Here is a 19,357-nt window from a genome sequence, read left to right as displayed (position 1 = left end):
AGCTGCCGTCAGGTGATGGCAGCTGCAGCGATGCCATCGCTGGCATTGCCGCCCGGCTCCGCCGTTTTCGCCCCCGTCTTGTCCATCCCATCCGTTCCCCCCAGCACCACGCTCAAATCGACAAAGCCGTCGCGCCACGCGCGCTCCAGGTCTTGCTCCACCGCTTCCAGGGTCGTTCTTTCCACCTGCTGAAAACCACGCAAGCCATACGCCCGGTTGCGCCCGTGCGCCTTGGCCAAGTAGAGCGCCATGTCGATCAGGTTGACGCTGCGTTCCCACGTGAGCGGCCGCCCCTGCGGCGCCAGCGGATAGGGCGCAAAGCCCACGGAAACGTGCACCTGGATGGCCTGCCCCTGGTAGTGGACGTCTTGCGCGGCGACGCCATTGAGGATGCGCCGCGCGATATCGTCGAGCCCGTCGCGCGCGACGGCAGGCAGGAAGGCGAGGAATTCTTCGCCACCCCAGCGCACGATCATGTCCGTTTCGCGCAGCACCTCGTGCAGCGTTTCGGCGATCGTCGTCAGCACCAAGTCGCCCGCCGCATGGCCGTAACGGTCGTTGATGTGCTTGAAATGGTCGACATCGAGCAGGAACAGCGCACCCACGACATCGGCGCCGCCGTAGGCCGGTAGCGGCTTGCCCGCATGGCTGCGCATGAATTCCTGGAAGTGGCGGCGGTTATACAGGGCCGTCAGCGGGTCGCGCGAGCTCTGGCGCTTGAGTTCCTGGTTCTTGACTTTCAGCTGTACGTTCGCGTGGCGCACCTTGCGGTACAGCAAGCCGACGATGACGGACGCCATGGCCAGCACCAACGCCAGCAACCACCATACGCGCTGCTGCAGGCGGCGGTTGTCGATTTCCGTGCTCTTCAGCTGATTCTCGCGGCTCAGCAGCTCGATCTGGCGCTGTTTCTTCTCCGCCTCATACTTTTCTTGCAATTCATACAGGGCCTTTTGCCGCTGCTTCTCGAACAACTGGTTGGAAATGCCCCGTTCGCGGTGGTACGCCGTGACGGCGCCGCGCATGTCACCGGCCTTTTCCAGCGCCATGCCGTATTCCAGCAGCACGGCTTGCATGTCCGGCTGGTTGGCCGTGCGCTCGTAGTAGGCCAGGCCCGTGGCCACGCTTTGCTTGCCTTCCTGCAGGCGTCCCTGGCCGATCAGCGCCTGGCCGATGTTCAGGCGCGCCGTCGCCTCCACCTGTTCATTGTTGACCAGGCGCCCCGCCGTGATGGCTTCATTCGCATAGCGCAGGGCGCGCGTGTAGTCGTTTTCCTTCAGATAGCTGTCCGACAGATTGACGAGGGTAACGGCCACCATGCCGCGGGCGCCCAACTGGCGTTCCAGCGCCAGGGCCGCCAGCAGGGCGCGTTGGCCCCGTTGCGGCTGTTGTGCATCGAGCGCCAGCCCGTATTCCGTATTCTTCGCCTGTGCCATGCGACCCGGTGATGCCAGGGTGGCGGAGACGGCCAGCAGCTCGTCGAGCACTTCGAAGCCCTTGTTGTATTCGCGCATCTGCGTGTACAGCAGGGTGAGGGCATTCAGGGCGGCGGCCAGGCTGGAAGGGGAATTGCTCTGGCGCGCCAGGTCCACGGCCGCCTGCAGCTTGGCCAGCGCGAACGGAAAATTGCCTTCCTCGGCCCACGACTGGCCCGCGCTGATGGTGGCCTGCACGCGCACGGGCAGGTCGTCCGTGCGGTTGGCGATCTTTTCCGCTTCGAAGGCCAGCAGGTGCGAGGCACGGCGTTCGTTCAGGGCAAACGTGATGTAGGCCTTGCAGAGGATGCCTTTCGCCAACGCCACGTCGTTCTTGTTCAAGCGGGCGTAGGCGATCAGCTCCTCGGCCAGCTGCATGGCGAGGTCGTTCTGCCCCAGGCGCATGCGGACGGTGCTCAGTTGGGTGAGGAATTCTGCGCGCACTGGCAAGGGCGCACTGCGCGCCTGCGTTTCCACTTCTTGCAGTCGTTCGAGGGCGCGCGCGGGCACGAAGCGGCCATCCTCGCGCACGGCGGCGATATGCTGCTCAAGGTTGCTGACCTGGGCACGGGCGGCGGGCGGCAGCATGCAGGCCAGTACCAGCAGCCAATGCGCCTTTCGCCATGATGCCCGTCTCTGTCTGCCTGCCAACGTCCCGCCCCCGCAATGACCCACTGTCTGCAACGATTATATTCTGTTGCAATCAAGAAATATCATGCGGGGTGCAGAAATGTGTGAAAGTGCACACTGTCGGCATTGACAAGACGTCATTATTGGGCCAGCTGCTGCAGCAGATACAGGCGCTGGTACAGGCCGCCCTCGATCTGCATCAGTTCCTCGTGCGGTCCCGCTTCCGTGATGCGGCCATGGTTGAGCACGATGATCCGGTCCGCCTCGCGGATGGTCGACAGGCGGTGGGCGATGGCGATGATGGTCACCTTGCCGCGCAATTCGTTGAGGGCCAGCTGCACGATCTGCTCCGTCTGGCTATCGATGCGCGAGGTCGCTTCATCGAGCAGCAAAATGCGCGGCTGGCCGGCCAGCGCGCGGGCAATCGCGATCAGTTGCTTTTGTCCCGACGACAGGCGCGAGCCGCCTTCGCCCAGCGGCGTGTCGTAGCCGTGTTCCAGCGCCGCGATGAAGTCGTGCGCATGCGCGGCGCGCGCCGCCGTCTCGATCTGCGCCTGCGTATAGCCGCGGCCCATGTCGATGTTTTCGCGCGCCGAGGCGGCCAGCAGGAAAGGATCTTGCGGCACCAGGCCCACATCGGCGCGGAAATGCTCGTTGTCGATGCTGTCGAGGGCGACGCCATTGATGGCGATGCTGCCCTGCGTGACGGGATAAAAGCGCAGCAGCAGTGACAGCAAAGTCGACTTGCCGCTGCCCGTGTGGCCGACGATGCCAAAAAACGCGCCTTGCGGAATGGTCAGCGACAGGTCGTGCAGCACGGGCTGGTTTTCCACGTAGGCGAACGTCAGGTGCGCGATGTCCACGGCGGGCACGTCGATCTCCGCTTTCGCATGCCGCAGGGCTGGTGTTTCCCTTTTCGGCGCATGTTCCAGCGCCTGCGCTTCGTCCAGCAGGGCCGAGACGCGCGCCGTGGCCACCACCGACTGTTGCAGCTGGCTGAATTGCATGGTGATCTGGATCAAGGGCTCGATTACGCGCGCGATGTAGCTGATGAACGCATACAGCACGCCCACTTCCACGGCGCCCATGTCGCGCTGGCCGAAGCTGAAGATGACGACGGCCAGCAGCACGATGTTGAGCATGTCGAGCGCGGGGCGCAGCAGCCAGGCGTTGGCGCGCAATTCCTGCATGCGCGCCGTGTAGTGGTCCTGGTTGATGCCCGCGAAGCGCGCGCCGAAGCGCTTTTCCGCGTTATTCGCCTGCAGCACGCTCATGCCGCCGATCGATTCGGCGATCTGCCCGTTGATTTCGCTGCGCAGCGCGCGCGCGCGCGTGACGGCCGGCGCGCTCCAGCGCTGGTACAAAAAGACGATGAGCAGCACGGCCGGCAGCAGGGCCAGCACGATCAGCATCAAACGCCAGTCGAGGAAGGCCATGGCGGCCATGGTGCCGACCAGGACGATGGAGCTGTCGAGGATGACGAACAGCACTTGCACGTACAGCGATTTCACCGCTTCCGTGTCATTCGTGACGCGGCTGACCAATTGCCCCGTGATGGCGCGGTCGAAAAAGGCCATGGGCAGGCGCAGCACGTGCTGGTAGACGGTTTCGCGCAGGCGCTGCACGGAGCGCATGGCCAGGCCGGACAGGCGCACCAGCTGCAGGTAGCGCAGGCCGGAAGCGACCCAGCCCGTCAGCAGGCAGCCGCCCAGCAGCAATGACATGCGCGTCCAGTCCAGGTGGCGCGGCAGCAGATGCTGGTCGATCAGGGCTTTGCCCAGGATGGGACCCGTTACTTCGAGGGCGGCGGCGAGGATCAGCCAGAACGTGGCCCAATATAAATGGCGCAGGTCGGGCGCGGCGGCGCGGCGCAGCAGGCCGATGGCTTGCGCGGCCTGGCGGCGCACGGATTGCGTGGCGGCGTTGGCTTGGTCGGTCTTAGATGGCATCGAGGCTGGCCTCCAGTTGTTGATAGCGCCACTGGCTGGCGTACCAGCCATCGCGCTGCATCAGCGCGTCGTGGCTGCCCGTTTCCGTCACATGGCCATCGCGCAGCACCAGGATCAGGTCCGCGTTGACGACGGCGCTCAGGCGGTGGCTGGCGATGATGGCGCTGCGCTCGGGACGCTTGCGGCGCAGTTCTTCCAGGTGCTGCAGGATGCGCGTTTCCGTGCCCGTGTCGACGGCGGATAAAGCATCGTCGAGCAGCAGCAAGCCGTTGTCGGCCAGCAGGGCGCGGGCAATCGCCACGCGCTGGCGCTGGCCGCCGGACAGAGTGATGCCCTTTTCGCCCACGTGGGTGGCGTAGCCGTCGGGGAATTGCAAAATATCGGCGTGGATGTCGGCCAGCTGCGCCGCCCGTTCCACTTCCTCGCGCGTGGCGCCGGGACGGGCCAGGGCGATATTGTCGGCGATGGTGGCGGAGAATAAAAACGACTCCTGCGGCACCCAGCTGATGGCCGCGCGCAGCGCATGCAGGGTATATGCATCGAGCGGCTGGCCATTCCACGTGGCCGTGCCCGATTGCGGCGTGACCTGGCGCAGCAGCACGCGCAGCAGGGTCGACTTGCCGCTGCCCGTGGGGCCGACCAGACCCAGGGTCTGGCCCGGCTGCAAGCGCAGCGAGATGTGCGACAAGGCTGGTGCCGTCTGGCCCGCATAGGCGAAGCCGATGTCCGTCAGTTGCAATGGGCCGGGCGTGAGCGTGGCGATGCTGCCATGGTCGTCGATGGCCAGCGGCGCGTCCAGCATCGGCTGCAGCCGCTGCCAGGCGGCGCGGCCCCGTTCGATCAGCGAGAGTACCCAGCCGGCGGCGAACATGGGCCAGATCAGCTGGCCCAGGTACATGGAAAAGCTGGTCAGCGCGCCGATGGTCAATTGATCGTGCCACACCAGGTAGCCGCCCAGGCCCAGGGTCAGCGCAGTGGCGGCCGTCAGGGTCAGGCCGACGGCCGGTTCATACGCCGCTTCCCAGCGCTGCGCCGTCAGGCTGGCGTTGGCTGCATGGCCGGCCAGGGTGGAGAACTGCTGGCTGCTGCGCTCTTCCAGGCCCAGCGCGCGCAGGGTGCGTACGCCCGACAGCGATTCCTGCACATGGTCGTTCAGCGCGGAAAAGCGATTCAATGAATCCGTCGACGCAGTATGGATATGGCTGGAAATGCGCCAGAAGGCCAGTCCCATCAGGGGAAAGGGCAAGAGGGCGATGCAGGCCAGGCGCCAGTCCACGCCCAGCAGCATGATGCCCAGCACCATCAGCAAGGTCAGGGTGCCGTCGAAGCCGGCCAGCATGGCTTCTCCGGCGGCCATTTCGATGGCGTCGATGTCGTTCGTCGCCAGCGCCATCAGGTCGCCCGTGCGCTGGTTCTGGTAAAACGCCGCGCCCTGCTGCGACATGCGCGTGTAGAAGCGCGTGCGCAGCATCACGCCCAGCTGGTAGGCGGCCTTGAACAGGGTGATGCGCCAGCCCACGCGCAGGAAATAGATGACGACGCCGACGGCGAGCAGGGTCAGCAGCTCAAGCCACAGTTCGGCAGCCGTCATGCGGTGCGCGGCCAGCGCGTCGATGATGGCGCCCACGCGGCGGGGAATCCAGACGGTCAGTGTTGCCACGCCTGTCAGCATGACGGCGGCGGCGGCATACGCCGGCCAATGCTGACGCACGAAGCCGGCGATGAGCCTCGATAAACTCATGGTTACCTTTTGTTTTTAGTAATGGGGTGTCGCGGGGCGGAAGGACGGGCACGCGGACGGAAAGTACGCGTAGGATACAACAAGGCGGAAAACTGCGCTGTGGACGGGCACGCAAAAAACGGGCCGTAGCCCGTTGTGTTGCATGTTGCGGCGCTGCTTCCGCCTTAAGCTGCGGTCTTACTTGCGGCCGCTGCCTTTGCCGCCGCCCAGCATGTCGAGCTGTTTCGATGGCGTGCCCTTGGGCGCTACCTTGGCTGCCGGCTTGGCGGCTGGCGCAGGGGGCTTCACGGCAACCTTGGCCACGGTCTTGCCGGCGGCGCTGGCCGGCTTGGCGACCGGTTTGCTGGAAGGAAATGGCTTGGCTGCCGGCTTGGCGGGGGCTGGTGCGGCGGCTTTCACTGGCGCAGCGGCGGTGGCGGGGGCAGATGCTGGCTTGACTGCTTCAGGCTTGGCTTCGACTGCTTTCACGGCGGGCTTGTCGGCAACCTTCTCGGCGACCTTGGCAGGCGCAGGCGCTGGCTTGGCTGCTGGCGCAGCAAAAGTGGCGGGGGCCGGTGCTGCCTTGGCGGCAGGCTTGGCCACTTCGACCGGCTTGGCTGGCGCAGGCTTGGCGGCGGGCGCAGGTGCTGCCGCCACTGGCGACGGCGCCGGTGCGGCGGCCGGCTTGGGCGCAGGCGCGACGACGGCCAGCGCCGGCTTGGCCGCTGCCGGTGCTGGGACGGCAGCCGGTGCGGCGGCATCGAGGCGGGCCTTGGCCGAGGCCAGCAATTCAGCCTGGGTGCTCGAGGCGATGCCGAACAGCTGGCGGCTGTACGCCAGCACGCTTTCGATATTCGGCTGCGCCTGGCTGGTGCTGTAGCTGAAGAAGTCGCGCGGGTCCTGCGTTGCCAGCAGGTGCTGCGCCGTTTCTGCCGTGTGCGACAGGGCAGCCTTGCCTGCGTTCAGGTTCAGGGCGATGATTTTCTCGGCGCTTTCGAAGACTTTGCTGGTCAGGGTGTTGAAGATTTGCAGCTGGTTTTCCAGTTGCGATTTGGCGGCGCTGGAAAATTGTTCTGGAAGCGGAAACATATTTACTCCTTTGTACGGATTAAAATGCTGGCAAAACGCTCTGCAAAATCCCGAAAACCAGAGTTGGCCGCGTTTTGTAAAGTGGGTAGCGTGCTGAACAGCTGATCATGGACTGATTATGATGCAACGCAATATGAATATTCTAGCGGTGATTCGAGTTAGTTGAAAGTTATTTTATTCAGGCCCTGTGGCGTGTTCTTGCCCAATTCATGCGCCTGGCAGCATTTGTGGGAAGTTTGCGCACGCGCAAGGTGTTGTCAGCGTATCTATGGCTATGCTTTTGCCAGTGACTGCATTCGTGCACTGCAACATCCCATGGAAGTGTATTAAATAGCAATTAACTGGACGCACCAGGCACTGTAGTCAAGCAAAGGAGTGTCCACATGGACCTTGTCATCCGCAATGCCAGCCTGCCCGATGGGCGCCGCGCCATCGATATCGCCATCGAGGATGGCCGCATCGCCGCCGTCGGCCCCGCCTTGCCGGTGCAGGGCGCGCAGGAGATCGACGCCGCAGGCGACCTCGTCACGCCGCCGTTTGTCGATGCGCACTTCCACATGGACGCCACGCTCAGCTATGGCTTGCCGCGCGTGAACGCGTCCGGAACTTTGCTGGAAGGCATCGCCTTGTGGGGCGAACTGAAGCCGCAACTGACGCAGGACGCCCTGGTGCAACGCGCCCTGCAGTATTGCGACTGGGCCGTGGCGCGGGGACTGCTGGCCATCCGCTCGCATGTGGATATCTGCGACCCACGCCTGCTGGCCGTGGAAGCGCTGCTCGACGTCAAGCGCCAGGTGGCGCCCTACCTCGACTTGCAACTGGTGGCCTTTCCGCAGGATGGCATCCTGCGTAGCCCCGGCGCCTTCGATAACCTGAAGCGCGCGATTGCCATGGGCGTCGACGTGGTGGGCGGCATCCCGCATTTCGAGCGCACCATGGCCGACGGTGCCGAATCCGTGCGCCTGCTGTGCGAATTCGCCTGCGAACGTGGCCTGATGGTGGACATGCATTGCGACGAGTCGGACGACCCGCTGTCGCGCCATATCGAAACGCTGGCCTTCCACAGCCAGCGCCTTGGCATGCAGGGCAGGGTGACGGGCTCGCACCTGACGTCCATGCATTCGATGGACAATTATTATGTGAGCAAGCTCTTGCCCCTGATCCGCGAGGCGGGCGTGGCGGCGATTGCCAACCCCCTCATCAACATCACCCTGCAGGCGCGCCACGATACGTATCCGAAGCGGCGCGGCATGACGCGCGTGCCCGAGATGCTGGCCGCCGGCATTCCCGTCGCCTTTGGCCACGACTGCGTGATGGACCCGTGGTACAGCCTCGGTTCGGGCGACATGCTGGAAGTGGCGCACATGGGACTGCACGTGGCGCAGATGACGGGGCAGCAAGCCATGCACGAGTGCTTTTTGGCGGTGACGGAAACGCCGGCGCGCATCCTGGGCCTCGATGGCTACGGCATTGCGCCCGGCTGCCATGCGGACTTGCTGATCCTCGATTGCGGCTCCACGGTGGAAGCGCTGCGCCTGCGCGCCGCGCGGCGCCTGGTGCTGCGGCGCGGGAAAGTCGTCAGCGAGGCGCCGCGCGCCGGGGCCCGGTTGCAACTGCCGGGCCGGCCCGAGACGGTCAATTTCCGCCTGGGGCGCTGATACAATCTGCCATAACTTGTTATCGGGAGCACCGCCTTGAAAGAAATTGATATCCGTCCTGCCCTGGAATCCGACTTCGAGGCCATGTGGCCGATTTTCCAGACCCTGGTGGCCGGCGGCGACACCTATACCTTCCCCGCCGATACCTCGCGCGAAGAGTGCCACGCTTACTGGTTCGGCCCTGGCGTGCAAAGCTATGTCGCCGTGATGGGCAGCGAGCGCCTGCTGGGCATGTACAAGCTGGTGGCGAACCAGCCGGGCCATGGATCGCACGTGGCCAATGCCTCGTTCATGGTCGATCCGGCCGCGCAGGGCGTGGGCGTGGGCCGCCTGCTGGGCGTGCACTGCATGGAAGAAGCGCGCCGCGCCGGCTTCCTGGCGATGCAGTTCAACTTCGTCGTCAGCACCAACCTGGCCGCCGTCACCCTGTGGAAAAAGCTGGGCTTCAGCGTCGTCGCCACCCTGCCGCTGGCCTACCGCCACGCGCAACTGGGCTATGTCGACGCCTACGTGATGTACCAGCTGCTGACCGACCCGATGCAGTGGCCGGCATGAGCGGCGCCATGACAGAGTCGATCACCGTCATCGAGACGCCTCGTTTGCGCCTGCGCACCGTCACGCCCGACGATGCGGCGTTTTACATGGAACTGGTCAACGACCCGTCGTGGATCGCCAACATCGGCCAGCGCAATATCCACACGCTGGAAGCGGCCCGCGCGGCCCTGGCAGCAGGGCCGATGGCGCAGTTCCGCGAGCATGGCTATTGCCTGTACATCCTCGAACGTCTCAGCGACGGCGCGCTGGTGGGCATGGGCGGCCTGGTGCGCCGCGACAGCCTGCCTGGCCCCGATATCGGCTATGCCGTGCGCCCTGCTTACTGGGGGCAGGGCTATGCCTACGAGGCGGCGGCCGCCATCATGCGCCATGCGCAGCACGCACTGGGCCTGGCCACCGTGTTCGGCATCACCTCGCAGCAGAACCAGGCATCGATCAAGCTGCTCAACAAGCTGGGACTGCGCTTCGAACGTTTCTCGCGCCTGCCACCGGAGGGCAGGGAGACGAATATCTACCGCAAGGATTTTCGCCAGGATTAAGGCGGAAAATCCATATCGGCGAAGTGAAACATAAGTGAAAAAAAGTATTTAGAAAGCCGCGCCTTTTGTAGTGGTGGCGCGCAGTCTTTGTTTTTATAGTGGACATACCGGTGGAAGACCGCCGGACTATAAAAATGGAGACGTGTTATGAAAATCATGACTGCTGTTGCATGGGGCGCCCTCATGTCCGCCGGGTTTGCGGACGCCTCGGCGCAAAGCTGCTCGGTACCCGTGATCAAGGTGCTGGCGCAAAAGAGCCTGGGCCTGACGGTGATGGAAAAGACCCTGGCCGAGTATGAAAAGAAAAGCGGCACCAAGGTTCAAATCAGCTATTTCGGCGAAAACGATCGCCGCTCCAAGGCCCGCCTCGACGCTTCCACCAAGGCCGGCTCCTACCAGATCTATTACATCGACGAAGCCAACGTGGCCGAATTTGCCACTGCCGGCTGGGTTGTTCCTCTGCTCAAATACCTGCCCAAGGAGGCCGACTACGACGACTTCCTGCCAGGCCGCCGCGCCGTTGCCTCGTACAAGGGCGTGGCGTATTTCGCGCCCCTGATCGGCGGCAGCGACTTCCTGTTCTACCGCCGCGACCTGCTGGAAAAGGCCGGTATCGCCGTGCCGAAGACGCTCGACGAACTGGTCGCCGCCGTGAAAAAACTCAATAGCCCGCCGAACGTGTACGGATGGGCGGCGCGGGGCCAGCGCGGCTCGGGCATGAATGTATGGCGCTGGGCGCCGTTCATGCTGGCGGCCGGCGGCAAGTGGGAAAACAATGGCGTGCCGACCTTCAATTCGCCGCAGGCAGTGAAAGCGACCACCCTGTACCGCGACCTGTTCAAGTACTCGCCGCCGGGCGGCGCCACCTACGACTGGAGCAACGCGCTCGAAGCGTTCAGGTCGGGCAAGGTGGCCTTCATGATCGAGTCGACGCCATTTGCCGACTGGATGGAAGACCCGAAAAAATCCTCGGTGGTCGACAAGGTCGGCTATGTGCGCCCGCCCGCGCCGCTGGCGTCGGCCGCCTACGGCCACGGCCTGGCCATCTCCGCCACGGGCGCCAAGGATGAGTGCACGCGCCAGGCAGCCGGCAAGTTCATCGCTTTTGCCACGGGCAAGGCGCAGGAACAGGCGCGCCTGAAGGACAACGTCTTCAGCGACTACAACCGCAGCAGCACCATCAACAGCGACTACTTCCGCAAGCACGTCAAGCCGCAGATCCAGGCGGGCCTGACGGACACCACGCCCGTCTCGCGCGTCACTATCTGGCCTAGTCCGGAATGGCCGGACATCGGCGACAACTTGGGCGTGGTGCTGGAAGAAGTGTTTACGGGCACGCGCGGCGACGTGCAGAGCGCGCTCGATGAGGCCAATGAGTACGCGACGGAAGTGATGCAACGGGCCAGCAAGCGTAAATAAGCCCATATCGCCAACGACTCCACCAGCTAAAACCAGGGGTCAGACCCGACGGGTCTGACCCCGGCTCTTGCTTTTGGGGTAACGCCAGCGCTTGTCCGTTCTCGTTTGAAAGCCATCACCATGCCGCATACTATCCGCAAGAAACGCCACACCTGGCTTCCGGCCGTGTTCCTGACGCTGCCGCTGCTGGTCCTGCTGATACTGGGCCTGGTGCCCAGCATCGCCGCCATCAACCTGGCCCTGCAAAACCGCGTGCTGCGCTACAGCGACAGCGACTACGTCGGCTTTGCCAATTTTCTCCGCCTGTTCGGCGACCGCCGCTTCGTCAACGCCGTGCAGGTGTCGGCCATATGGGAAGTGGTCACCGTGGCCGGCTCGCTGCTCGTCGGCGTGTTGCTGGCCGTGTTCCTGTTCGAGAGAATCAAGGGCCGCACGCGTGATCTTCTTGCGCTGATGCTGATCGTGCCCGTGCTGCTGCCGCGCGTGTCGGCCGCCTTCATCTGGAAGTTCATGTATTCGCCGCTGATGGGCATCCTCAACTGGCTGCTGGAATGCGTGGGCCTGGGCGGCACGGCCTTGCTGTCCGATCCCGCCACGGCCCTGTACGCGGTGGCCCTGGTCGACATCTGGCAGTGGGGCCTGTTCTTCGGCGCCGTCATCCTGAAACTGCTGGAAACCCTGCCCGCCGAACCGCTGGAAGCGGCGCGCCTCGATTACGCCAGCACGATCCAGGTGTATGCCTACATCGCGCTGCCGATGCTGAAGGTGCCCATCATGAGCCTCGTGTTCATCAAGATGGTCGAGTCGTTGCGCTCGTTCGACCTGATCTACGTGATGACCAAGGGCGGTCCTGGCATCTCCACCGAAACGCTGGACATGTATGCGTATGCGCAAGGCATCGGCTTGATGGGCAAGGTGTCGTATGCGTCCAGCATGGCCGTGCTGATGATGCTGGCCACGACTGTCATCTTCACTTTACTCTGGAAGCGGGTCGCCAAATGGGAAAATTAACTGTTCGGCGCGGCGTGGACCATGCCACCACCACCGCCATTACCACCGTCATTGTCCTGGTAGCACTCTTCCCCATCCTGTGGGCCGTGCTCAATTCCTTCAAGGAGCTGATGGATATTGTCACGCCCGTGCCGCGCTTTTTCTTCAGCCCGACACTGGCCAACTACCAGCAGGTGCTGGCCAGCCCGGAAGTGCTGACGGGGCTGGGCAACAGCGTGGCCATCGTCGGCGTGGCTGTGTTGCTGGGCGCCGTGCTGGGCGTGCCGGCCGCGTACGCGATCGCCCGCTATCCGATTCCGGCCAAGAAGGATATCCAGTTCTTCCTGCTGTCCTTGCGCTTCCTGCCGCCCGTTGCCGTTGCCATTCCCCTGATCTCGATCTGGATCGACCTGGGCCTGTACGACTCGCGCCTGTCGATGGTGGTGACGTATCTGCTGGTGACCCTGTCGACCATCATCTGGCTGTCGATTCCTGCCTTTGCCCGTATCCCGAAGGAGATCGAGGAAGCAGCGGCGCTCGATGGCTACGGCCCTTACCAGGTGTTCTGGCACGTGGCCCTGCCGGTGGCCTCGAAGACCCTGATGGGCGGCATCGTCTTCAGTTTCGTGCTGGTCTGGAATGAACTGATGATCGCGCTGGCGCTCACCTCGTCGAAGAGCATGACGCTGCCCGTGGTGGCGTCGGCCTTCACCTCGATGGGGCAAGAAGTGCCGTGGGGCGTGGTGAACGCTTCCACCGTGCTGCTGGCGCTGCCGCCGCTGCTGTTCGTCGGCATCCTGGGACGGCTGCTCAACTCCATGCTCAAACATAAATAAGGAATTCATCATGCAAGCACTCGTACTGGAAAAGGCGCATTCCATCACCCTGCGCGACATCGACGTGCCGCTCGTCGTCGGCCCGCGCGACGTAAAGATCAAGATCCACACGGTCGGCATTTGCGGCAGCGATGTGCACTATTTCAAGCACGGCAAGATCGGCTCCTTCGCCGTCGAAGCGCCGATGGTGCTCGGTCATGAGGCGTCCGGCGTGGTGGCCGAGGTGGGCGCAGAAGTGGCCCACCTGAAAGTGGGCGACAGGGTCTGCATGGAGCCGGGCGTGCCGCAGTTCGATTCGCCGGCCACCATGCGCGGCCTGTACAACCTGGATCCTGCCGTGCGCTTCTGGGCCACGCCGCCCATCCACGGCTGCCTCACGCCGTATGTCGTGCATCCGGCCGCATTTACCTTCAAGCTGCCCGATAACGTCAGCTTTGGCGAAGGCGCCATCGTCGAGCCGCTGGCCATCGGCTTGCAGGCGGCGAAGAAGGCGGCCATCAAGCCGGGCGACGTGGCGGTGGTGATCGGCGCCGGCACCATCGGCGCCATGAACGCGCTGGCCGCGCTGGCGGGCGGCTGCTCGCGCGTGATCCTGGCCGACCTGGTGCCGGAAAAACTGGCCCTGTTTGCCGGCAATCCCGCCGTGACCACGATCGACGTGCGCCAAGCCAGCCTGGCGGACACGGTGCGCACGCTGACGGACGGCTGGGGCGCCGACATCGTTTTCGAGGCCAGCGGCAGCATGCGCGCCTACGACAACATCGTCGACCTGCTGTGCCCGAACGGCTGCCTGGTGCTGGTCGGCATGCCACCCGAGAATGTCCCTTTCGATATCGTTGCTATCCAGGCCAAGGAAGTGCGCATCGAGTCGGTGTTCCGCTACGCGAACATCTTCCCGCGCGCCATCGCCTTGCTAGCCTCGGGCAAGATCGACGTCAAGCCCTTCATTTCGCGCACCTTCGGCTTCGCCGACGGCGTACAGGCGTTCGAGGAAGCGGCCCAGGGCCATCCGCGCGACGTCAAGATACAAATTGAACTGGCAGGAGACTAATCATGGCAAACATCGCCTGCAGGCAGCTGCACAAGACTTATGACGAGAAGACGGCCGTGCTGCAGCCGTTCGACCTGGAGATAGACGACGGTGAATTCATCGTCCTGCTGGGGCCATCGGGCTGCGGCAAATCGACCCTGCTGCGCATGATCGCGGGACTGGAAGACATCAGCGGCGGCGAGCTGCTGATCGGCGGCGCCATCGTCAACGACTTGCCGCCGCGCGCGCGCAACGTGGCGATGGTGTTCCAGAACTACGCGCTGTATCCGCACATGACGGTGTACGACAATATCGCCTTCGGCCTGCGCCGCCTGAAGGTGCCGAACGATGAAATTGAACGCCGCGTGCGCGAGGTGGCGGCCATCCTCAGCCTGGACAGCCTGCTTGAGCGCAAGCCGCGCGCCATGTCGGGCGGCCAGCAGCAGCGCACGGCCATCGCGCGCGCCATGATCAAGACGCCGCAGGTATTCCTGTTCGATGAGCCGCTGTCGAACCTCGATGCCAAGCTGCGCGCGCAGCTGCGCGCCGACATCAAGCGATTGCACCGCCGCCTGCGCACGACTACTTTGTACGTGACGCACGACCAGCTCGAGGCCATGACGCTGGCCGACCGGGTGGTGCTGATGAAGGGCGGGCATATCGAGCAGATCGGCACGCCGGCGGAACTGTACAACCATCCGCGCACCCTGTTCGCGGCCGGCTTCATCGGCACGCCGGCCATGAACTTCATCGATGGCGTCGTCGAAAAAGAGGGTGGCCAAACGGTGCTCGTGTGCGCCGGCTACCGTTGGCCATTGATTTCTTCCCGCTACGCGGCGCTGCGGGCGGGCACGCGCGTGGTCTTCGGTCTGCGGCCGAACCACTTGCGCGCGGCGCTGCCGGAGCAGCAGCCAGGTACGCATGGCCTGGCGTGCGTGATCGACCTGGTCGAGCTGCTGGGCGCGGAAGCGCTGATCAGCTTCCAGTGCGGCGCCTTGAGCCTGTCGGCCCTGCTGCCGGCGAATGCGGCCAACAGTGCGGCGCAGGTAGGCCAGACCCTGGCGCTGGCTTTCGACGAGGAACACATGCATCTGTTCGACGCCGACAGCGGGCTGGCCCTGGTGGTAAGTGGTTAGAATAGGGTGACCGAGACCGCGCAAGGGAACTGCCGTGACGCCTGACCTGGAACTGATCCACAAACCGATCCACGAATCGTTTCGCGCGTGGGCGCACGGCTATCCGCATGTCGTGGCGAAATGGCATTTTCACCCGGAGTACGAGCTGCACATCATCACCACGTCGACGGGAAAATTCTTTGTCGGCGACCATATCGGCAGTTATGCGCCGGGCAACCTGGTGCTGACGGGACCGAATTTGCCGCACAACTGGGTCAGCGAGCTGGCCGAGGGCGTGCAGCTGCCGGCGCGCGACCTGGTGCTGCAGTTTTCCAGCGACTTCGTCGAGCGCTGCGCGCTGCTGTTCCCGGAAATGGCGCCGTTGAAGACCCTGCTGGGCGAGGCGGGCAGGGGCTTGCAGTTTCCTGATGCGCTGGGCCTGCGCCTGGCGCCGCTGCTGCAGGAGCTGACGACGGCGCAGGGACCGCGCCGGGTGGAACTGTTCGCGCGCCTGTTCGGCGACCTGTGCGATTGCCGCGAACGGCGCCCGCTGGCCAGCGTCACCTACCTGGCGCAGGCGGGGCGCTACATGTCCTCGACCATCAACCTGGTGCTCGCCTACATCAAGCAGAACATCACCCTGGATTTCTGCGAGCAGGACGTGGCCGACGTGGCGGAGATGAATACGCTGAAGTTTACGCGTTTCTTCCGCAAGCACACGGGCACCTCCTTCATCCATTACGTCAACCAGGAACGCATCGCGCTGGCTTGCGAGCTGCTGATGAACACGGACATGAAGGTCACCGATATCTGCTACCGCACCGGCTTTAACAATCTCTCTAATTTCAACCGCCAGTTCCTGGCCCACAAGCAGATGTCGCCGTCGAAATTCCGCTCCTGCCTGCACATGAACATGCCGGAGTCGTTTTCCTGACCGCCCGTTTTTACTTTTTTTATGGAACCATCGTGACATATCTCGGTATCGATATCGGCACTTCCGAAGTCAAGGCCATCCTCACCGATGACGCCCAAACCATCCTTGCCAGCGCCGGCGTGACCCTGCGCGTTTCCAGTCCCCATCCCGGCTGGTCGGAACAGAATCCTGAAGACTGGTGGCACGCCACGCTGGACGTCATCGGGGCCATCTGCGCCGCGCAGCCGGTGGCGTTTTCCGGCTTGCGCGGCATCGCGCTGTCGGGCCAGATGCATGGCGCCACCCTCCTCGACAAGCAGCAGCACGTGCTGCGCGCGGCCATCCTGTGGAACGACACGCGCGCGTTTGCCGAATGCGTGGAACTCGAGGCGCTGGTGCCCGAGTCGCGTGCCATCACGGGCAACCAGGCCATGCCTGGTTTCACGGCGCCCAAGCTGCTGTGGCTGCAAAAATACGAGCCCTCGCTGTTCCGCGCCACGGCCAAGGTCTTGCTGCCCAAGGATTACGTGGCCCTGCGCCTGACGGGCGAATATGTTTCCGACATGTCCGACGCTTCCGGCACCCTGTGGCTGGACGTGGCCAAACGCGACTGGTCCGAACGCATGCTGGCGGCAACCGGTTTGACGCGCGAACACATGCCGCGCCTGGTCGAAGGCAGCCATGCCGCCGCGCAGGTGCGCCCGGCCCTGTGCCAGGAATGGGGCATCGCCCATGCGGTGCTGCTGGCCGGCGGCGCGGGAGACAATGCCGCCGCCGCCGTGGGCCTGGGTGTGGTGGAACCGGGCGCCGGGCTGCTGTCGCTGGGGACGTCCGGCGTGCTGTTTGCCGGCAGCGATGGCTATGCGCCCAATCCGGGCCAGGGCGTGCATGCGTTTTGCCATTGCCTGCCCGAGCGCTGGCACCAGATGAGCGTGATCCTCAGCGCCGCATCCAGCCTCAGTTGGGTGGCGCGGCTGACGCAATCGAGCGACATCGGCGCATTGGTATCGCTGGCGGAAAACGTCGAAGCGCGCGCAGCGCCCATCTTTTTGCCGTACCTGAGCGGCGAGCGCACGCCGCACAACGATGCCACGGCGCGCGGGGTGTTTTTCGGCTTGTCGACGGAACACGGGCACGCGGAACTGGCCTACAGCGTGATGGAAGGCGTGGCCTTTGCCATGGCCGATGGTAATGCTGCCCTGCGCAGCGCCGGCACGCAGTTGCGCGAAGCGTCGTTCGTGGGCGGCGGTTCGCGCAGCCGTTTCTGGGCGCAGCTGTGCGCCAATGCCTCGGGCTTGAACGTGCTGCGGCACGACCATGGCGTGGCTGGCGGCACTCTGGGCGCGGCGCGCCTGGCGCAGATGGCGGTGGCGGGCTTGCCGCCTGCGCAGGTGTGCACGCGCCCGCCCGTGCAGGAAACAATGGCGCCGCAGCCGTCCGGCGTGCTGGACGAGCGCCTGGCGCGCTACCGGCGTTTGTATCCGCTGCTGCGCGAAGAGTTCGCGGGAGCGGCTGCTGCGGCGCGCTAGCGCTGCCAACAATATTGCCGGCCCGACCATGCTATGAGCCCGGCAATATGGCCAGACAGTCAACCTTCTCGTGTAATTTGTTGTTTCTATGCTGAAAGTGTTTCTCTAGCAAAAGCGTCACTTGGTTTTTCACTGAGCACGCTGCATGATTTGCTCATTTGGTGAGAATTGGATAGTTTTTGGCGACGCCTTTGTTGCCATCCTGTTCTTGCCGCCGGGAGAAATACATGCAACTCGCGAATCTGAAAATCTCCGTCCGCCTGGGTCTGTTGGGCGCCTTTTTCTTTCTTGCACTGGTATTCGTCGGTGTGCGCGGTTGGAGCGCGCTCGACGCCGCCAGTGCGCGTAGCGCGGACGCCATGCAACGCTCGGTGGCCCTGACGGAAGCGGTCGACGCGGCGCGCAGCGCGCAGGTGGAATTCAAGATCCAGGTGCAGGAATGGAAAAACATCCTGCTGCGCGGCGGCGATGCGGCCGCCTTCCAGCGCTACCGCGAAGCGTTTGTCGCCAGCGGCGCGCAGACGCGCAAGGAACTGGCCGGCCTGCAAGCCATGATGGCCGCGTTGAAACTCGATACGGCGCCCGTGGTGCAAGCCATGCAGGCGCACGATGCGCTGGGCGTGAGCTACCTGGCGGCGCTGCAAAAATATGACGGCGCGCACGCCGACAGCGCGCAGGCCGTCGATGCGCTGGTCAAGGGTATCGACCGCGAACCGACGCGCCAGATCGATGCCATCGTCGCGACTATCGGCAAGCAGTCGCACAGCCTGATGGCGCAGATGAAGGAACAGGACGCCACCGCGCACCGCAGCGCCAGCATCGCCATGCTGGCCACCGTGCTGGTGACCCTGGTCGTGGGCACTGTCACCGTATGGTGGCTGATCCGCAGCATCACGGTGCCGCTGGGTGCGGCCGTCGGCATCGCCCAGCAAGTGGCGGCCGGCGACTTGCGCGCCGTGGTGGCCGACAGCGGCCGCGATGAAATCGGCGACCTGCTGCGTGCCCTGAAGGCGATGAGCGGCAACCTGGCCGACATCGTGGGACGGGTGCGGGCCGGCACGGACGCCATCGCCACGGCGTCGGGCGAAATTGCCAGCGGTAATATGGACCTGTCTTCCCGCACGGAAGAGCAGGCCAGCTCGCTGGAAGAAACGGCCGCCTCGATGATCGAGCTGACCTCCACCGTCCGGCAGAATAACGACAATGCGGACCAGGCGCGCCAGCTGGCCGGCGGCGCGTCCGACGTGGCGCAGCGCGGTGGCGAGGCTGTGGCGCAAGTGGTGCAGACCATGAGCCATATCAATGCTTCGTCGAAGCGTATCGTCGACATCATCGCCGTCATCGACGGCATCGCCTTCCAGACGAATATCCTGGCCCTGAATGCGGCCGTGGAAGCGGCGCGCGCGGGCGAGCAGGGACGCGGCTTTGCCGTCGTGGCCACCGAAGTGCGCAGCCTGGCGCACAGGTCGGCTGCGGCGGCCATGGAAATCAAGCAGCTGATCGGCGAATCCGTGCGCACGGTGGAGGAGGGCAGCGTGCTGGCCGGCCAGGCGGGGCGCACGATGGATGACGTGGTCAGCAGCGTGCAGCGCGTGAACGCCATCATCGGCGAGATTGCCGTGGCCAGCGTGGAACAGCGCGATGGCATCGAACAGATCAGCATCGCCATCAGCCAGATGGATGGCGTGACGCAGCAGAATGCGGCGCTGGTGGAGCAGGCCGCAGCCGCCGCGGACGCGCTGCAGCAGCAGGCGGCCAGCCTGGCCGACGCCGTCAGCATCTTCAAACTGCATGCCGTTCCCGGCGTGGCCGCGCCGGCCCGGAGGCTGTCGCTGACCTGATGCGCACCCGCCCCGCGCCGCTTGATGCCAGTCAAGCGGCGCCCGATCAGGCAAAAAGTCCGGCGAAAT

14 protein-coding genes and 1 pseudogene are annotated in these 19,357 nt (G+C 64.4%); 11 read left to right on the top strand and 4 right to left on the bottom strand.

The window, feature by feature from the left end; translation table 11 throughout:
• Positions 1-8: 8 nt before the first annotated feature.
• The 4 genes from ACQ4W0_RS07100 to ACQ4W0_RS07085 form a co-directional block, all read right to left on the bottom strand.
• Positions 9-2,063 carry a GGDEF domain-containing protein gene (locus tag ACQ4W0_RS07100; protein ID WP_436576110.1) on the bottom strand — a complete coding sequence of 685 codons (2,055 nt, stop codon included), beginning with the start codon at positions 2,061-2,063 and terminating at the stop codon, positions 9-11.
• A gap of 182 nt (positions 2,064-2,245) precedes the next feature.
• Entirely contained in the window at positions 2,246-4,054 is a 1,809-nt protein-coding gene (locus ACQ4W0_RS07095; protein ID WP_436576109.1) for an ABC transporter ATP-binding protein, read from the bottom strand.
• Positions 4,044-5,795, bottom strand: coding sequence for an ABC transporter ATP-binding protein (locus ACQ4W0_RS07090; protein WP_436576108.1), 1,752 nt, complete (start codon positions 5,793-5,795; stop codon positions 4,044-4,046). The genes ACQ4W0_RS07095 and ACQ4W0_RS07090 overlap by 11 nt, the downstream gene beginning before the upstream one ends.
• A gap of 177 nt (positions 5,796-5,972) precedes the next feature.
• Positions 5,973-6,863 (bottom strand): phasin family protein, encoded by an 891-nt coding sequence (locus tag ACQ4W0_RS07085; protein WP_436576107.1) that lies wholly within the window; start codon positions 6,861-6,863, stop codon positions 5,973-5,975.
• Between the two features lie 383 nt (positions 6,864-7,246).
• Here ACQ4W0_RS07085 and ACQ4W0_RS07080 point away from each other — a divergent pair, with 383 nt between their 5' ends.
• The 11 genes and pseudogenes from ACQ4W0_RS07080 (at position 7,247) to ACQ4W0_RS07030 (ending at position 19,288) form a co-directional block, all read left to right on the top strand.
• Positions 7,247-8,521, top strand: a complete 1,275-nt coding sequence (locus ACQ4W0_RS07080; protein ID WP_436576106.1) for an amidohydrolase family protein — start codon at positions 7,247-7,249, stop codon at positions 8,519-8,521.
• Positions 8,522-8,557: 36 nt separating this feature from the next.
• Positions 8,558-9,076, top strand: a complete 519-nt coding sequence (locus tag ACQ4W0_RS07075; RefSeq protein WP_436576105.1) for a GNAT family N-acetyltransferase — start codon at positions 8,558-8,560, stop codon at positions 9,074-9,076.
• Between the two features lie 8 nt (positions 9,077-9,084).
• Positions 9,085-9,615 (top strand): GNAT family N-acetyltransferase, encoded by a 531-nt coding sequence (locus ACQ4W0_RS07070; RefSeq protein WP_436576104.1) that lies wholly within the window; start codon positions 9,085-9,087, stop codon positions 9,613-9,615.
• A gap of 147 nt (positions 9,616-9,762) precedes the next feature.
• Complete coding sequence (locus ACQ4W0_RS07065) at positions 9,763-11,034, top strand: ABC transporter substrate-binding protein (RefSeq protein ID WP_436576103.1); 1,272 nt, start codon at positions 9,763-9,765, stop codon at positions 11,032-11,034.
• Between the two features lie 120 nt (positions 11,035-11,154).
• On the top strand, positions 11,155-12,045 hold the full coding sequence (locus tag ACQ4W0_RS07060) for a carbohydrate ABC transporter permease (RefSeq protein ID WP_436576102.1): 891 nt from the start codon (positions 11,155-11,157) through the stop codon (positions 12,043-12,045).
• Positions 12,033-12,860: a carbohydrate ABC transporter permease gene (locus tag ACQ4W0_RS07055; RefSeq protein WP_436576101.1), complete on the top strand. Its 828-nt coding sequence runs from the start codon at positions 12,033-12,035 to the stop codon at positions 12,858-12,860. The genes ACQ4W0_RS07060 and ACQ4W0_RS07055 overlap by 13 nt, the downstream gene beginning before the upstream one ends.
• A 10-nt stretch (positions 12,861-12,870) precedes the next feature.
• Complete coding sequence (locus tag ACQ4W0_RS07050) at positions 12,871-13,911, top strand: NAD(P)-dependent alcohol dehydrogenase (RefSeq protein ID WP_436576100.1); 1,041 nt, start codon at positions 12,871-12,873, stop codon at positions 13,909-13,911.
• A gap of 2 nt (positions 13,912-13,913) precedes the next feature.
• A pseudogene (locus ACQ4W0_RS07045) lies at positions 13,914-15,002 on the top strand (ABC transporter ATP-binding protein); the annotation flags it as partial.
• 58 nt (positions 15,003-15,060) lie between these two features.
• Complete coding sequence (locus ACQ4W0_RS07040) at positions 15,061-15,939, top strand: AraC family transcriptional regulator (protein WP_436576099.1); 879 nt, start codon at positions 15,061-15,063, stop codon at positions 15,937-15,939.
• Positions 15,940-15,971: 32 nt separating this feature from the next.
• Complete coding sequence (gene xylB / locus ACQ4W0_RS07035; protein WP_436576098.1) at positions 15,972-17,447, top strand: xylulokinase; 1,476 nt, start codon at positions 15,972-15,974, stop codon at positions 17,445-17,447.
• 227 nt (positions 17,448-17,674) lie between these two features.
• Positions 17,675-19,288: a methyl-accepting chemotaxis protein gene (locus ACQ4W0_RS07030; RefSeq protein WP_436576097.1), complete on the top strand. Its 1,614-nt coding sequence runs from the start codon at positions 17,675-17,677 to the stop codon at positions 19,286-19,288.
• Positions 19,289-19,357: the final 69 nt, after the last annotated feature.

It is taken from the genome of Janthinobacterium breve, from assembly GCF_051380895.1.
Classification (GTDB): Bacteria; Pseudomonadota; Gammaproteobacteria; order Burkholderiales; family Burkholderiaceae_D; genus Janthinobacterium.
Note: the sequence above shows the minus strand (reverse complement) of the source record. Positions and strands in the feature narration are given on the sequence as shown.

Coding starts and splice junctions, on each gene's coding strand:
- ACQ4W0_RS07085 (WP_436576107.1), bottom strand. CDS start 6,863: ATGTTTCCGCTTCCAGAACAATTTTCCAGCGCCGCCAAATCGCAACTG.
- ACQ4W0_RS07065 (WP_436576103.1), top strand. CDS start 9,763: ATGAAAATCATGACTGCTGTTGCATGGGGCGCCCTCATGTCCGCCGGG.
- ACQ4W0_RS07030 (WP_436576097.1), top strand. CDS start 17,675: ATGCAACTCGCGAATCTGAAAATCTCCGTCCGCCTGGGTCTGTTGGGC.
- ACQ4W0_RS07100 (WP_436576110.1), bottom strand. CDS start 2,063: ATGCTGCCGCCCGCCGCCCGTGCCCAGGTCAGCAACCTTGAGCAGCAT.
- ACQ4W0_RS07080 (WP_436576106.1), top strand. CDS start 7,247: ATGGACCTTGTCATCCGCAATGCCAGCCTGCCCGATGGGCGCCGCGCC.
- ACQ4W0_RS07090 (WP_436576108.1), bottom strand. CDS start 5,795: ATGAGTTTATCGAGGCTCATCGCCGGCTTCGTGCGTCAGCATTGGCCG.
- ACQ4W0_RS07070 (WP_436576104.1), top strand. CDS start 9,085: ATGACAGAGTCGATCACCGTCATCGAGACGCCTCGTTTGCGCCTGCGC.
- ACQ4W0_RS07050 (WP_436576100.1), top strand. CDS start 12,871: ATGCAAGCACTCGTACTGGAAAAGGCGCATTCCATCACCCTGCGCGAC.
- ACQ4W0_RS07095 (WP_436576109.1), bottom strand. CDS start 4,054: ATGCCATCTAAGACCGACCAAGCCAACGCCGCCACGCAATCCGTGCGC.
- ACQ4W0_RS07055 (WP_436576101.1), top strand. CDS start 12,033: ATGGGAAAATTAACTGTTCGGCGCGGCGTGGACCATGCCACCACCACC.
- ACQ4W0_RS07060 (WP_436576102.1), top strand. CDS start 11,155: ATGCCGCATACTATCCGCAAGAAACGCCACACCTGGCTTCCGGCCGTG.